The organism is Micromonospora yasonensis (assembly GCF_026013475.1).
GTDB classification, from domain to species: domain Bacteria; phylum Actinomycetota; class Actinomycetes; order Mycobacteriales; family Micromonosporaceae; genus Micromonospora; species Micromonospora yasonensis.
In genome coordinates this window covers 1-14,373 of sequence record NZ_JAPDPH010000011.1, presented here as the reverse complement: position 1 = coordinate 14,373, position 14,373 = coordinate 1, and the positions used below count along the sequence as shown (strand labels likewise).

At 74.6% G+C, this 14,373-nt stretch carries 12 protein-coding genes; 9 read left to right on the top strand and 3 right to left on the bottom strand.

Annotation, left to right across the window (positions count from 1 at the left end; translation table 11 throughout):
• Positions 1 to 97: 97 nt before the first annotated feature.
• The 3 genes from hisI to ONA70_RS04405 are packed head-to-tail and all read left to right on the top strand — an operon-like array spanning position 98 to position 2,618.
• Positions 98 to 529 (top strand): phosphoribosyl-AMP cyclohydrolase, encoded by a 432-nt coding sequence (gene hisI / locus ONA70_RS04415; protein WP_265005071.1) that lies wholly within the window; start codon positions 98 to 100, stop codon positions 527 to 529.
• The gene (locus ONA70_RS04410) at positions 526 to 2,079 is read left to right on the top strand and encodes an anthranilate synthase component I (RefSeq protein WP_265005029.1); all 1,554 of its coding nucleotides are present in this window, start codon (positions 526 to 528) and stop codon (positions 2,077 to 2,079) included. Before hisI ends, ONA70_RS04410 begins: the two co-directional genes overlap by 4 nt.
• The gene (locus ONA70_RS04405) at positions 2,076 to 2,618 is read left to right on the top strand and encodes a Trp biosynthesis-associated membrane protein (protein ID WP_265005028.1); all 543 of its coding nucleotides are present in this window, start codon (positions 2,076 to 2,078) and stop codon (positions 2,616 to 2,618) included. Before ONA70_RS04410 ends, ONA70_RS04405 begins: the two co-directional genes overlap by 4 nt.
• Here ONA70_RS04405 and ONA70_RS04400 read toward each other — a convergent pair.
• Complete coding sequence (locus ONA70_RS04400; protein WP_265005027.1) at positions 2,611 to 2,886, bottom strand: hypothetical protein; 276 nt, start codon at positions 2,884 to 2,886, stop codon at positions 2,611 to 2,613. The genes ONA70_RS04405 and ONA70_RS04400 overlap by 8 nt on opposite strands.
• 398 nt (positions 2,887 to 3,284) lie before the next feature.
• Between ONA70_RS04400 and trpC the strand changes: the two genes are divergently transcribed.
• Genes trpC through trpA form a run of 3 tightly spaced genes read left to right on the top strand, consistent with a single transcriptional unit; the run spans position 3,285 to position 6,172 of the window.
• A complete protein-coding gene (gene trpC, locus ONA70_RS04395) occupies positions 3,285 to 4,088 on the top strand; it encodes an indole-3-glycerol phosphate synthase TrpC (protein ID WP_265005070.1) in 804 nt (267 codons plus the stop codon).
• A 40-nt stretch (positions 4,089 to 4,128) separates the two neighbouring features.
• Positions 4,129 to 5,364, top strand: coding sequence for a tryptophan synthase subunit beta (gene trpB, locus ONA70_RS04390; protein ID WP_265005026.1), 1,236 nt, complete (start codon positions 4,129 to 4,131; stop codon positions 5,362 to 5,364).
• Positions 5,365 to 5,368: 4 nt separating this feature from the next.
• A complete protein-coding gene (gene trpA, locus ONA70_RS04385) occupies positions 5,369 to 6,172 on the top strand; it encodes a tryptophan synthase subunit alpha (protein WP_265005025.1) in 804 nt (267 codons plus the stop codon).
• Between the two features lie 445 nt (positions 6,173 to 6,617).
• Here trpA and ONA70_RS04380 read toward each other — a convergent pair whose 3' ends face one another.
• Positions 6,618 to 7,181, bottom strand: coding sequence for an NUDIX hydrolase (locus tag ONA70_RS04380; RefSeq protein ID WP_265005024.1), 564 nt, complete (start codon positions 7,179 to 7,181; stop codon positions 6,618 to 6,620).
• A 103-nt stretch (positions 7,182 to 7,284) separates the two neighbouring features.
• Here ONA70_RS04380 and lgt point away from each other — a divergent pair, with 103 nt between their 5' ends.
• Together lgt and ONA70_RS04370 are read left to right on the top strand one after the other, a co-directional pair.
• Entirely contained in the window at positions 7,285 to 8,442 is a 1,158-nt protein-coding gene (lgt, locus tag ONA70_RS04375) for a prolipoprotein diacylglyceryl transferase (RefSeq protein WP_265005023.1), read from the top strand.
• Positions 8,443 to 8,454: 12 nt separating this feature from the next.
• The gene (locus ONA70_RS04370; protein ID WP_265005022.1) at positions 8,455 to 9,642 is read left to right on the top strand and encodes an FAD-dependent oxidoreductase; all 1,188 of its coding nucleotides are present in this window, start codon (positions 8,455 to 8,457) and stop codon (positions 9,640 to 9,642) included.
• 15 nt (positions 9,643 to 9,657) lie between these two features.
• Here ONA70_RS04370 and ONA70_RS04365 read toward each other — a convergent pair whose 3' ends face one another.
• The gene (locus ONA70_RS04365; RefSeq protein ID WP_265005021.1) at positions 9,658 to 10,500 is read right to left on the bottom strand and encodes a GNAT family N-acetyltransferase; all 843 of its coding nucleotides are present in this window, start codon (positions 10,498 to 10,500) and stop codon (positions 9,658 to 9,660) included.
• A gap of 146 nt (positions 10,501 to 10,646) precedes the next feature.
• On the opposite strand from ONA70_RS04365, the gene gltB reads away from it, so the two are divergent.
• On the top strand, positions 10,647 to 14,373 hold a 3,727-nt coding region (gene gltB / locus ONA70_RS04360; protein WP_265005020.1), incomplete at its 3' end, for a glutamate synthase large subunit.

The window sequence follows — 14,373 nt, the reverse complement described above, 5'->3', positions numbered from 1 at the left end:
CTACCTGGCGCAACTGGGCCGGGCGCTGGACCGCCCGGCGCCCGCCTCCCGGGACGCGGCGGCGGTGCCGGCGCCGCGTGCGGGAGAATGGTCAACCGTGCCCGCCTCTGACGCGCCGGTGACCGGCGCCTCCCGCCCCGGCGGCGCCGTGCCCCCCGGCCCGGCCCGCCCCTCCCGACTCGACCCGGAGATCGCCGCCCGGCTGCGCCGTACCCCGGACGGCCTGGTCGCCGCGGTGGTCCGGCAGCACGACTCGGGCGAGGTGCTGATGGTCGCCTGGATGGACGACGAGGCGCTGCACCGCACCCTGACCACGGGCCGGGCCACCTACTGGTCGCGCAGCCGCCAGGAGTACTGGGTCAAGGGCGCGACCTCGGGCCACCACCAGTACGTCCGCTCGGTCGCCCTGGACTGCGACGGTGACGCGCTGCTGGTGAGCGTGGACCAGGTCGGCGCGGCCTGCCACACCGGGCACCGCACCTGCTTCTTCACCGAGCTGCCGGTCAGCTCCCCGGAGGCCACCTCATGACGGACGGCACGGTCAGCCCCGACCAGGCCACCTTCGCCGACCTGGCGGCCCGCTGGCGGGTCGTGCCGGTCATTCGCCGGCTGCTCGCCGACGCCGAGACCCCGGTCGGTGTCTACCGCAAGCTCGCCGGCGGCCCCGGCACCTTCCTGCTGGAGTCCGCCGAGCAGGGCGTCGGCTCGGCCGGGATGGCCTGGTCCCGCTACTCGTTCATCGGCGTCCGCAGCGCCGCCACGCTCACCGAGCGGGCCGGCACGGCGGTCTGGGCGGGCCAGCCGCCGGCCGGCGTACCGGCCTCCGGCGACCCGGTGGCGGTGCTCCGGGAGACCGTCGCCGCCCTGGCCGGCCCAGCCTGGGACCCGGCCAGCGGGATGCCGCCGCTCACCGGGGGCATGGTCGGCTACCTCGGGTACGACCTGGTCCGCCGCTTCGAACGGCTGCCCGAGCTGACCGAGGACGAGCTGGACGTGCCCGAGCTGGGCATGATGCTCGCCACCGATCTGGTGGTGCTCGACCACTACGACGGTTCGGCGATCCTGGTCGCCAACGCGGTCCTGCCCCCGCTCGACGCGCCCGACCGGGCGGACCTCGTCGGGGCGGCGTACCACCACGCGGTGGGGCGGCTGGACGCGATGACCACGGCGCTGTCCCGACCGATTCCGCCCATGATCTCGACGGTCGGCCGGCCACCGGCCGGCGACGTGGTCAGCCGGACGCCGGACGGCGGCTACCCGAAGGCGGTGGCGGCGGCCAAGGAGGCGATCCGGGCCGGCGAGTGCTTCCAGATCGTGCTGAGCCAGCGGTTCGAGCGGGCCACCCACGCCGACCCGCTGGACGTCTACCGAGTGCTGCGCACCACCAACCCCAGCCCGTACATGTATCTGCTGCGCTTCGACGGGTTCGACATCGTCGGCTCCTCGCCGGAGGCGCACCTCAAGGTGAGCACCGGGCAGGACGGGCGGCGGCGGGCGTTGCTGCACCCGATCGCCGGCACCCGGCCGCGCGGCGGCTCCCCGGAGGCCGACGCCCGGCTCGCCGGCGAGTTGCTCGCTGACCCGAAGGAGCGCTCCGAGCACGTCATGCTGGTCGACCTGGGCCGCAACGACCTGGGCCGGGTGTGCCGCCCGGGCACGGTCGAGGTGCCGGAGTTCGCCACCATCGAGCGGTACAGCCACGTCATGCACATCGTCTCCACCGTGGTCGGGGAGCTGCGCGCGGACCGCACCGCGTTCGACGCGCTCGCCGCGACCTTCCCCGCGGGCACCCTGTCCGGCGCGCCCAAGGTACGGGCCATGGAGATCATCGAGGAGCTGGAGCCGGTCCGGCGCGGCCTCTACGGCGGCACCGTCGGCTACTTCGGCTTCGGTGGCGACCTGGACATGGCGATCGCCATCCGGACCGCGCTGCTCCGCGAGGGCCGGGCCTACGTGCAGGCCGGGGCCGGGGTGGTGGCCGATTCCGATCCGGCCGCCGAGGATCAGGAGACCCGGAACAAGGCCGCCGCCGTGCTCGCCGCCATCGCCGCCGCCGAGACCCTGAGGCCGGCCCGATGAGCGCGGACCGGGGCCGGCGCGAGCTGACGTACGCGGTGCTGCTCTGCCTGGCCGGCGCGGGCCTGGCCTGCTGGGCGGTGACCCGGACCTGGTCGGTCGAGCTGACCGCCCGGGGATCGCTGCCGCCGACGCGGCACGCCCGCACCGGCGCGGAGTTGCTGCCGTGGGTCTCCGCGCTGGCGCTGGTCGGGCTGGCCGGCGGGGGCGCGGTACTGGCCACCGGGGGCCGGGTCCGGCGGCTGCTCGGCGGCCTGCTGGCCCTGGCCGGCCTGGCAGTGGCGGCCGGTGGCGGCTACGGCCTGGCCGAGAGCGGGGTGAGCCGGCAGTGGCCGGCGCTGGTGCTGGTCGGCGGGCTGATCGCGGCGGCCGGCGGGGCGTTCACCGCGCTGGGCGGCGGCGGCTGGCCGGCGATGGGTGCCCGGTACGAGCGCCGGGCCCGTTCGGCTGCTCCGACGGGCCCGGACCGGCCGGCGGTGGAGCGGGGCACCCGGGACGCCTGGGAGGCGCTCGACCGGGGCGAGGACCCGACGGTCAGCTGACCGGCTGCGTGTCCGGCGCGTCGCGGCGATCCCGGACCGCGGCCCGGGTGGCGGCCAGCTCGGCCACCAGGCGGTCCAGCTCGCGGCGCTGCTCCGCGCGGGCCCGGTCGGCGCAGACCGCCTCCCAGGCGTTGCCCCGGGCGGTCCGCATCCGGCCGTCGCCGATCATGGCGCGTTCGAGGGTGTGCACCACGCCGACGGCGAGCGACGCGACGCTCCGGGAGATGGTGGTCAGTCCGATGGTCTGGTTCGGCCCGTTGGTGCTCATGGTCACCCCGTACGAGATCAATGGCGACGGTTGGCAGGCGCCTCGTCGAGTCTGCCCGAGCAAGATGCTCCCGGGCTCGCGTTTCGTCGCCGTGAAGCCCGGGTCAACTGTCCGGCAGCCGGCCCGACCTGGGCAGGGCCGTTCGCCCTTGAGCTTGGTCACAGCAACCGGGATGACGCCGGCCGATCGGCGCGGTGGCGCTGCGTAACACCGCGTTCACCGGAAGTCGGTCATCATGCCACAGCCCATTTCGTGAGGAGCGCCATACCCCCCGGCACTTGTCGCCAGGTGGCGCCACCTAGCATCGGCCCATGACACCCGGAGAGGGGAGTCCGTTGGTGACTGCTGAGCATGCGCACGCGGAGGGGGACGACGCCGGGTCGGCGGCGTCCGCAAGCGTGCTCGACGAGATCCTGGCCGGCGTCCGGGAGGACGTGGCGCGGCGACAGGAGCAGGTCCCGCTGGAGCGGATCCGCGAGCTGGCCGCGGCCGCGCCGCCGCCGCTGGACGCGTACGCGGCCCTGCGCCGGCCGGGCGTGGCCGTGATCGCCGAGGTCAAGCGCTCCTCGCCGTCCAAGGGGCGGCTGGCCGAGATCGCCGACCCGGCCGACCTGGCCGGCGAGTACGCCGCCGGCGGTGCCCGGGCGATCAGCGTGCTCACCGAGGGGCGCTGGTTCGGCGGGTCGCTGGACGACCTGGCCGCCGTGCGCGCCGCGGTCAAGGTTCCGGTGCTCCGCAAGGACTTCGTCGTCTCCAGCTACCAGGTGCACGAGGCCCGGGCCCACGGCGCCGACCTGGTGCTGCTGATCGTCGCCGCGCTGGAGCAGAACGCCCTCGTCGGGCTGCTGGAGCGGATCGAGTCGCTCGGCATGACCGCGCTGGTCGAGGTGCACACCGAGGAGGAGGCCGACCGGGCCCTGGAGGCGGGTGCGCAGGTGATCGGGGTCAACGCCCGTGACCTGCGTACCCTGGAGGTCGACCGCTCGGTGTTCGAGCGGATCGCGCCCGGCCTGCCGAGCAGCGTTGTCAAGATCGCCGAGTCCGGCGTGCGCGGCCCGCACGACCTCATCCGGTACGCCTCGGCGGGCGCCGACGCGGTCCTGGTCGGCGAGGGCCTGGTCACCCAGAAGAGCCCCCGCGAGGCGGTCGCCGAGCTGGTGAACGCCGGCAATCACCCGGCCACGCCCCGGCCGGTGCGCTGATCCGCGCCGGGTCCCGACACGTTTCGAGAGGACACCCGCGATGAGCGCTGACGCCGCGGCCCCCGCCGGCCAGGTCCCCGACGCCGCCGGTCACTTCGGCCGGTTCGGCGGAAGGTTCGTCCCGGAGGCGCTGGTCGCGGCGCTGGACGAACTCGACGCGGCGTACCGCAAGGCGATGACCGACGAGGAGTTCCTCGCCGAGTTCCACGCCCTGCTGCGCGACTACGCCGCCACCCCGTCGCGGCTCTACGAGGCCCAGCGGTTCTCCGCGAAGGCCGGGGCCCGGGTCCTGCTCAAGCGGGAGGACCTGAACCACACCGGCGCGCACAAGGTACGCAACGTGCTCGGCCAGGCCCTGCTCACCAAGCGGATGGGCAAGACCCGGGTGATCGCCGAGACCGGCGCCGGCCAGCACGGCGTGGCCACGGCCACCGCCGCCGCCCTGTTCGACCTCGAGTGCGTGGTCTACATGGGCGAGGTGGACACCGAGCGGCAGGCGCTCAACGTGGCCCGGATGCGGATGCTCGGCGCCACCGTCGTCCCGGTCACCACCGGCTCGCGGACCCTCAAGGACGCGATGAACGAGGCGATGCGGGACTGGGTGGCCAACGTCGACACCACCCACTACCTGATCGGGACCGCGGCCGGCCCGCACCCGTTCCCCGAGATGGTCCGGGACTTCGTGCGCGGCATCGGCGAGGAGGCCCGCCAGCAGTGCCTCGACCTGACCGGCGCGCTGCCGGACGCGGTCGCGGCCTGCGTGGGCGGCGGCTCCAACGCGCTCGGCATCTTCCACGCCTTCGTCCCCGACCCCGGCGTACGGCTGTACGGCTTCGAGGCCGGCGGCGAGGGCGTGGAGACCGGCCGGCACGCGGCCAGCATCACCGGCGGGTCCTCCGGGGTGCTGCACGGCACCCGGACGTACGTGCTGCAGAACGCCGACGGGCAGACGATCGAGTCGCACTCGATCTCGGCGGGCCTGGACTACCCGGGCGTGGGGCCGGAGCACGCCTGGCTGCACGACAGCGGCCGGGCGACCTACCTGCCGGTCAACGACGACGAGGCGATGGCCGCGTTCGCGCTGCTCTGCCGTACCGAGGGGATCATCCCGGCGATCGAGAGCTCGCACGCCCTCGCCGGGGCCCTCAAGATCGGCCCGCAGCTCGCCGCCGAGCTGGGCCGGGAGCCGGTCATCGTGGTCAACCTCTCCGGTCGGGGCGACAAGGACGTGCACACCGCCGGCGGGTACTTCGGCATCCTCGACAAGGAGCAGTGAGATCGTGAGCCGGATCGGGGTCTCCTTCGACAAGGCCCGCGCCGACGGGCGGGCCGTGCTGGTCGGCTGCATGCCGGCCGGCTTCCCGACCGTCGAGGGCAGCATCGCCGCGATGAAGGCGATGGTCGAGGCGGGCGTGGACGTCATCGAGGTGGAGATTCCGTACTCCGACCCGGTGATGGACGGCCCGGTCATCCAGAAGGCCAGCGACGTGGCCCTGGCCGGCGGCGTACGGACCGCCGACACCCTGCGCATCATCGCGGCGGTCGCCGAGACCGGCGCCCAGGTGGTCACGATGACCTACTGGAACCCGATCGAGCAGTACGGCGTGGACGCCTTCGCCCGCGACCTGGCCGCCGCCGGGGGCACCGGTCTGATCACGCCGGACCTCATCCCCGACGAGGCCGACGAGTGGTTGGCCGCCTCCGACACGTACGGCCTGGACCGGACGTTCCTGGTCTCCCCGTCGTCGACCGACGCCCGGCTGCGGATGACCGTCGAGCACTGCCGCGGCTTCGTCTACGCCACCGCGCTCATGGGGGTCACCGGAGCTCGGGCGCAGACCTCCCAGGCGGCCCCGATCCTGGTCTCCCGGCTGCGCGAGGTCACCGACCTGCCGGTCGGCGTCGGCCTCGGGGTCGGCACCGGCGCGCAGGCCGGCACCGTCGCCGGGTACGCCGACGGCGTGATCGTCGGCAGCGCCCTGGTCCGGTGCCTGCTGGACGCCCCGGACCAGGCCGCCGGCCTGGCCGCCCTGCGCGCGCTGAGCGCCGAACTCGCCGAGGGCGTCCGCAACCCGGTGCGCTGAGCCGCCACATCCCCGGACCGGCGCGAGCCCGGCTCGCCCGAACCCGCCACCTCGCCGGCACCGCGCGGTCCCGCCCTGGCCCTGGCTGTTGTCCGTCAGGTCCTTTCGAGCTGAGTCGGTTGTGACGTCATGGCGTGCGGGGGCCTGGCGACCGGCCTGGTCTTCGGCTCCTTTGGAGCTGAGTCGGTTGCGATATCACGGCGTGCGGGGGCCAGCGACGAGCCCGCTCTGCCGTCCCTCCCTTCCCTCGCCGGAGCCCGGCCCCGGTGGGCGTGAGTCGTTCACGACATCAGCTCGAAAGGCGCTCTCCTGCCATGCCGCCGCCGGACGCCGACGCCCGGGGACGCGGCGGCGACGGCACAGGCCGGATAGCCGCCGGATGCCAGTCGGCTCGCCGGGCACCGGGCGGCGTCGCCGCACGGGGCGGCGGCACCGCGCCGGTGCGTCACCGCCGCCCGGCGTCCTGTTCTCCGGCGGCCCGCTGGCCCGGCGGCGGCGTGCCGCCGGCGCCGATCGGCTCCGCCGCGGCGCTCGACTCCGCCCCGGTCGCCCGGGCCTGCTCCGCCGCCTCGCGCAGCACGCCGGACCGGCCGGCGAGCGCGTCGGCGAGGGCGGTGCGGGTGGTCGGGGTCAGCGCGTCCGGGAGCGCGTCCGGCGGGTGCCAGTCGAGGTGGCAGCCGACCGCCGGGGCGACGACCGGACGGTCGGCGCGTACCCGGGCGCGGAAGACGTGGACCAGCACGTCCGGCACCGTGCCGCAGCGGCCGGCCGGGGGTGGGGGAGCGTCCGGCACGCCGAGCCGGTAGAGGCCGACCAGGTCGATGAGGTCCACCTCCCAGCCGGTCTCCGCGCGGATCTCGCGGACGGCGGCCTGCGGCGGGCTCTCGTCGTGGCGTAGCCGCCCGCCGGGCAGTGCCCAGCGCCGGCCGGCGCCGGTCTGCCGGCAGAGCAGCACCCAGCCGGCCTGGTCGACGACGACCGCGGCGACCGCCCAGCGGAGCCCGCTCATGGACAAAGAGCCTACGGCGGTGCAAACCAGAAGTCATCCTGCCCGTGAACCCGACCGGACCGGGGTGCCGCCAGCACGGTCCGCACAGGTACCGTGTGGACCCGTGACCATCGCCCCGATGACCCCCCTGGCGGCCCTGCCCAGCCCCAGCACCGCCGTCTGGCAGCTCGGACCGGTTCCGATCCGGGCCTACGCGCTCTGCATCATCGTCGGCATCGTGCTGGCCTGCGTGGTGACCGAGTACCGGCTCCGGCAGCGCGGCGTCGCTCCCGGCGCGGTGCTCGACATCGCAGTCTGGGCGGTGCCGGCCGGCATTGTCGGTGCCCGCCTCTACCACGTGATCACCTCGCCGGAGAAGTACTTCGGCGAGCACGGCCAGCCGCTCAAGGCGTTCGCCATCTGGGAGGGCGGCCTGGGCATCTGGGGCGCCGTCGCGGGCGGCGCGATCGGCGCCTGGATCGCCGCCCGCCAGCTCGGCATCCGGCTCTCCGTGATCGCCGACGCGCTGGCCCCCGGCCTGCCGCTGGCCCAGGCGGTCGGCCGCCTCGGCAACTGGTTCAACAACGAGCTCTACGGCGGTCGCACCAATCTGCCCTGGGGCCTCCAGGTGCACGTGATGGACCCGGACAATCCCGGGCACGCGCTCCGCGACGACGCCGGCAACCCGGTCCTGCAACCCGGGCTCTACCACCCGACCTTCCTCTACGAGGCGCTCTGGAACATCGGCGTCGCCGTGCTGGTCTACGTCCTCGACCGGAGGCTGCGCCTCGGTCGGGGCCGCGCCTTCGCGCTCTACGTCATGGGCTACACGGCGGGCCGGTTCTGGATCGAGATGATGCGCACCGACGAGGCCAACCACATCCTCGGCCTGCGGCTCAACGTGTGGACCGCGCTGCTGGTCTTCCTCGGCGCCCTGGCCTACTTCGTACGGGTCCGCGGGCCCCGGGAGTACCTGGTCCCGGTCGGTGTGCCGACCGCCCCGGTCCCGCCCGCCGGCGGTGACCTGTCGCAGGTCGACCTCGCCGCCCGCGAGGCCGGCCCGCAGGCGGTCGCGCCCGAGGGCTACCGGGTGGTCACCGAGGAGCAGTTCCGCGCGTACCGGGAGACCGGGGTGGTGCCCGACGAGGAGCCGCCGGCGGGCGACGCCGCCGAGCCGGCCACGGACGCCGCCCCCGAGGCGGACGCCGAGGCCGGCGCGGACGCCGACGCCCGGCCCGCGGCCCAGGCCGAGGCCGGCCCGTCCGCCGACCGGGACAGCTGAGCGGGGGGAGTCATGCGTACCGCGGTGGTGGTCGGCGCCGGTCTCGGCGGGCTGGCGGTGGCCGGCGTGCTGGCCCGCTCCGGCTGGCGGGTCACCCTTCTGGAACGCGCCGACCGGGTCCGCCCGGAGCCGACCGCCGTCGTGCTCTGGCCCAACGGGGTACGCGCGCTGCGCGCCCTCGGGCTCGGCGCCGGCCTGGACGCCATTGCCACCCCGGTGCCCGACGGCGGGGTATGCCGCCCCGACGGGCACTGGCTGGTGCAGCCCCGCCCCACCCCGGCCGAGCGGATGCCGGTCGTGGTGCACCGTGAGGACCTGCACGACGCGCTCATCGCCGGGCTGGGCGAGCAGGTGGAGCTGCGTACCGGGGTGACCGTGCGGACCGCGCGGGCGGTCTCCGGGGAGCGCCCGGCGGTCGGCGACGGCCGGCACATGGTCGAGGCGGATCTGGTGGTCGCCGCGGACGGCATCGACAGCGAGATCCGCCGCCAGCTCGCCCCCGAGGCGCAGGTGGTCAGCTCCGGGTGTGCCGCCTGGCGGGCGGTGATCCCCTGGTACCGGGTGCCCCGGCTCGCCGCCGAGCAGCAGGTGGGCGGGGAGATCCTCGGCGCCGGCTACCGCTTCGTGGCCGCCTCGCTCGGCGAGCGGGGCGCGGCCGGCGGGTCCAGCCGGGGCGGCGTCTACTGGGTGGCGACCGCCGCCGGCGCGCCGCGCCCGGAGCCGCCGGAGACCCAGCTCGCCCTGCTCAAGCGCTGGTACGCGGACTGGCCCGCGCCGACCGCCGAGCTGCTCGACGCCACCGACCCGGCCGACCTGGTGCAGCAGGAGATCCGGGAGCTGCGCCCGCTGCCCCGGGCGTACGGCTTCCCGGCCGGACCCGGGGGCGTGGTGCTGCTCGGTGACGCCGCGCACGCGATGCCGCCGCACCTCGGCCAGGGCGCCTGCCTCGCCTTCGAGGACGCCGCCACCCTCGCCGCGCTGCTGCGCGAGTCCCGGCTCCCCGACGCGGTGGCCGCGTACGACCGGCTGCGGCGGCCCCGGGCGGCGACGATGGTCCGGCAGACCCGCCGGATGTCGGCGGTCCTGCAGACCCGTGGCCGGTTGGCGCTGCGTGCCCGGGACGCCGCCCTCGGCACGATCAGCCCGCGGCTGCGCAGCACCGCGGCGGCGGCCGCCGCCTCCTGGCAGCCGCCGGCCTGACCCCTTCCGGCCCGCTCAGAGGACGGCGGCGGGCTCGGCGATGCAGGCGGTGCCAACCCGGCGGAAGCCGACCCGCAGGTAGACCCGGGCGATCTCCTCGCTGCCCGCGGAGAGGAAGACCAGGTCGGTGCCGGCGGCCCGCAGCTGCTGGGCGAGGGCGGCGGTGACCGCGGCGCCGAGACCCCGGCGGCGGGCCGCCGGCAGGGTGGCCACCCCGGCGATCTCCGCCACGTCGTCGACCCGCATCGCCATCCCGCTGGCCAGTGCCCCCTCATCGGGCGTGCCGGCGAGCACGGAGATCCGCCGGCCGTCGGCGATCCGGACGGCCTCCTCCTCCAGCGCGGCCACGTCCAGCCGGGCCACCGCGGCGTCCCGCTCGGCCGGCCCGGCCTCGCCCCGCGCGGTGCCGCCGTTGGAGAAGCCGACCGAGGCGACCGCCCGGCGGACCGCCACGTCGGCCGCGAAGCCGGGGTTCGCCGGGTCGAGGACGCGCACCGGTACGTCGCTGAGTGTCGCCGGGTCGGGCAGCCGGTCGGCGTCCAGCACCATCAGCGGCGCCTCCAGCACGGACAGCCCCGCGGAGCGGGCCACGGCGAGCAGGTCCGGGGTGACCTCGTGCACCCACTCGAACGCCTCCGGCAGGCCCAGCTCCCGTTGGCGGGCCCGGACCGCGGTCACGTCGGCGAGCGAGGCCGGCGCGGTGGCGCCCGGCCGGGGTCGGGCGTAGAACGGCCAACCGGCGCCGTCGCGGACGAACAGCACCAGCGGGCCGTATTCCTCCGCACGGGCCGTATCTCTGGGCACCGCGTCGTAGAACCGCTCCAACCGGTCGAGCACGTCAGTGCGTACGACATCCACCGCGCGAGACTACACGTCTCAGATTCTGGAAGTGTGATCAATCTGAACTGGCCTTGCGCCCGACGCCCTAACGTAGACTCAATAAAACCCACAAGGGCCGACGTCGTCCCGACCATGATCCAACCTGAGTGACGACAGGAGGCCCGGTGGCCTTTCCGTACCCTCTCCACCCCCAGCCGGCCCCCGCGGCGACGGGGCTGTACGACCCCGCGTACGAGCACGACGCGTGCGGTGTGGCCTTCGTGGCCGACCTGCACGGGCGCCGATCGCACCAGGTCGTCGCGAACGGCCTCGGGGCGCTGTGCCGGCTGGACCACCGGGGCGCCCGGGGCGCGGAGCACAACACGGGTGACGGCGCCGGCATCATGATCCAGGTGCCGGACGCGTTCCTCCGGGAGGTCGTCGACTTCCCGCTGCCGCCCGCCGGCCAGTACGCCACTGGCCTGGTCTTCCTGCCCGACGACGACGCGGCCGAGGCGCGCGCCCGCCAGGTGGTGGAGAAGTACGCGCTGGTCGAGGGGGCGGACGTGCTCGGGTGGCGGGACGTCCCCACCGACCCGAGCAGCCTCGGCGAGACCGCGCTCGCGGCGATGCCCCGGGTCCGGCAGCTCTTCGTCGCCGCGCGGCGGCTCACCGACTCGCCCGCCGGGCCGGCCGGCTCCCCGCTCACCGGGCTCGACCTGGACCGGGTGGCGTTCTGCCTGCGCAAGCAGGTCGAGCGGGAGACCGCCGAGCGCGGCGTGCCGGCGTACTTCCCGTCGCTGTCCGGCCGGACCATGGTCTGGAAGGGCATGCTCACCCCGGACCAGCTTCCCGCGTTCTACCCGGAGCTGACCGACGACCGGGTGGTCAGCGCCATCGCCCTGGTGCACTCGCGCTTCTCGACCAACACCTTCCCGTCCTGGCCGCTGGCCCACCCGTACCGGTTCATCGCGCACAACGGCGAGATCAACACGATCCGCGGCAACCGCAACTGGATGCAGGCCCGGGAGGCTCTGCTCCGCTCCGCGAACCTGCCCGGCAACATCCGCCGGGTCTTCCCGGTCTGCACGCCCGCCGCCTCCGACTCGGCCAACTTCGACGAGGTGCTGGAGCTGCTGCACCTGGCCGGGCGGAGCCTGCCGCACGCGGTGCTCATGATGATTCCGGAGGCCTGGGAGAACGACCACGACATGGACCCCTATCGGGTGTCCTTCTACCGCTTCCACGCCAGCCTCATGGAGCCCTGGGACGGGCCCGCCTCGGTCGCCTTCACCGACGGCGAGATCGTCGGCGCCGTGCTCGACCGCAACGGGCTGCGCCCCGGCCGCTGGTCGCGGACCGTCGACGGCCTCGTCGTGCTGGCCAGCGAGGCGGGCGTGCTCGACCTCGATCCGGCCACCGTGGTGGCCAAGGGCCGCCTCCAGCCCGGCCGGATGTTCCTGGTCGACACCGTCAACGGGCGGATCGTCTCCGACGACGAGATCAAGACCGAACTGGCCGGCGCCCAGCCGTACCAGGAGTGGCTGCACGCCGGCCTCATCGAGCTGGACGAGCTGCCGCCGCGCGAGCACATCGTCTACACCCACGACTCGGTCCGCCGCCGGCAGCAGACCTTCGGCTACACCGAGGAGGAGCTGAAGATCCTGCTCGCCCCGATGGCCCGCAGCGGCGCGGAGCCGATCGGCTCGATGGGCACCGACACCCCCATCGCCCCGCTGTCCACCCGGCCGCGGCTGCTCTACGACTACTTCCACCAGCTCTTCGCCCAGGTCACCAACCCGCCGCTGGACGCCATCCGGGAAGAGCTGGTGACCAGCCTGGCGTCCACCATCGGGCCGGAGGGCAACCTGCTCGAACCGGGCCCGGCGAGCTGCCGGCAGATCGTGCTGCCGTACCCGGTGATCGACAACGACGAGCTGGCCAAGATCCTTTCCATCGACGAGGACGGCGACCTGCCCGGCTTCAAGGCGGTGCGGGTCTCCGGGCTCTACCGGGTCCGCGACGGCGGCGCCGGCATCAAGGCCCGGCTCACCGAGATCTGCCGGCACGTCTCCGAGGCGATCGAGGACGGCGTGCGGATCCTGGTGCTCTCCGACCGGGACTCCAACGCCGACCTCGCGCCGATCCCGTCGCTGCTGCTCACCGCGGCGGTGCACCAGCACCTGGTCCGCGAGCAGACGCGGACCCAGGTAGCGCTGATCGTCGAGTCCGGCGACTGCCGCGAGGTGCACCACGCGGCCGTGCTGATCGGGTACGGCGCGGCGGCGGTCAACCCGTACCTGGCCTTCGAGTCGGTGGAGGACATGATCTCCACCGGGGCCCTGGTCGGCGTCGAGCCGGAGAAGGCGGTCCGCAACTACGTCAAGGCGCTCGGCAAGGGCGTCCTGAAGATCATGTCCAAGATGGGCATCTCGACGGTGTCGTCCTACTGCGGCGCACAGGTGTTCGAGGCGGTCGGCCTGGACACCCGGCTGGTCGAGCGCTACTTCCGGGGCACCCCGAGCACCATCGGCGGCATCGGCCTGGCCGAGATCCACGCCGAGGTGGCCGCCCGGCACGCGCTGGCCTGGCCGGCCCCCGGGACGCAGCCCTCGGACCGGCTGGAGGTCGGCGGCGAGTACCAGTGGCGCCGCGAGGGCGAGCTGCACCTGTTCAACCCGGAGACGGTCTTCCTGCTCCAGCACGCCACCCGCAGCCGTCAGTACGACGTCTTCCGGCAGTACACCGCCAAGGTCGACGAGTTGGCCGCGAAGGCGGGCTCGCTGCGCGGCCTGTTCACCCTGCGCGCCGGCGTACGCCCGCCGGTGCCGCTGGACGAGGTGGAGCCGGCCGCCGAGATCGTCAAGCGGTTCGCCACCGGCGCCATGTCGTACGGGTCGATCTCGGCGGAGGCGCACGAGACCCTGGCCATCGCGATGAACCGCCTCGGCGGCAAGTCCAACACCGGCGAGGGCGGCGAGGACGTCGAGCGGCTGCGCGACCCGCGGCGCCGCTCGGCGGTCAAGCAGATCGCCAGCGGCCGGTTCGGGGTGACCAGCGAATACCTGGTCAACGCGGACGACCTGCAGATCAAGATGGCCCAGGGCGCCAAGCCCGGCGAGGGCGGCCAGCTCCCCGGCAACAAGGTCTGGCCGTGGATCGCGCGTACCCGGCACGCCACCCCCGGCGTCGGCCTGATCTCCCCGCCGCCGCACCACGACATCTACTCGATCGAGGACCTGGCCCAGCTCGTCCACGACCTCAAGTGCGTCAACCCGGCCGCCCGGGTGCACGTCAAGCTGGTCAGCGAGGTCGGCGTGGGCACCGTCGCGGCCGGCGTCGCCAAGCTCAAGGCCGACGTCATCCTGATCTCCGGCCACGACGGCGGCACCGGCGCGTCCCCGCTCAACTCGCTCAAGCACGCCGGCACCCCCTGGGAGCTCGGCCTGGCCGAGGCGCAGCAGACCCTGCTGCTCAACAAGCTCCGCGACCGGGTCACCGTGCAGGTCGACGGCCAGCTCAAGACCGGCCGGGACGTGCTGATCGCGGCGCTGCTCGGCGCCGAGGAGTTCGGCTTCGCCACCGCCCCGCTGATCGTCGAGGGCTGCGTGATGATGCGGGTCTGCCACCTGGACACCTGCCCGGTCGGCATCGCCACCCAGAACCCGGTGCTGCGCGAGCGCTTCACCGGCCGGCCGGAGTTCGTGGAGAACTTCTTCCTGTTCCTCGCCGAGGAGGTCCGGGGCTACCTGGCCGAGCTGGGGTTCCGCAGCATCGAGGAGGCGATCGGGCACATCGAGCTGCTCGACGTCGCCCCGGCCATCGACCACTGGAAGGGCCACGGGCTCGACCTCAGCCGGGTGCTGCACCTGCCGGAGCTGCCCGAGGACGCGGCGCGGCGCGGGATCCGGC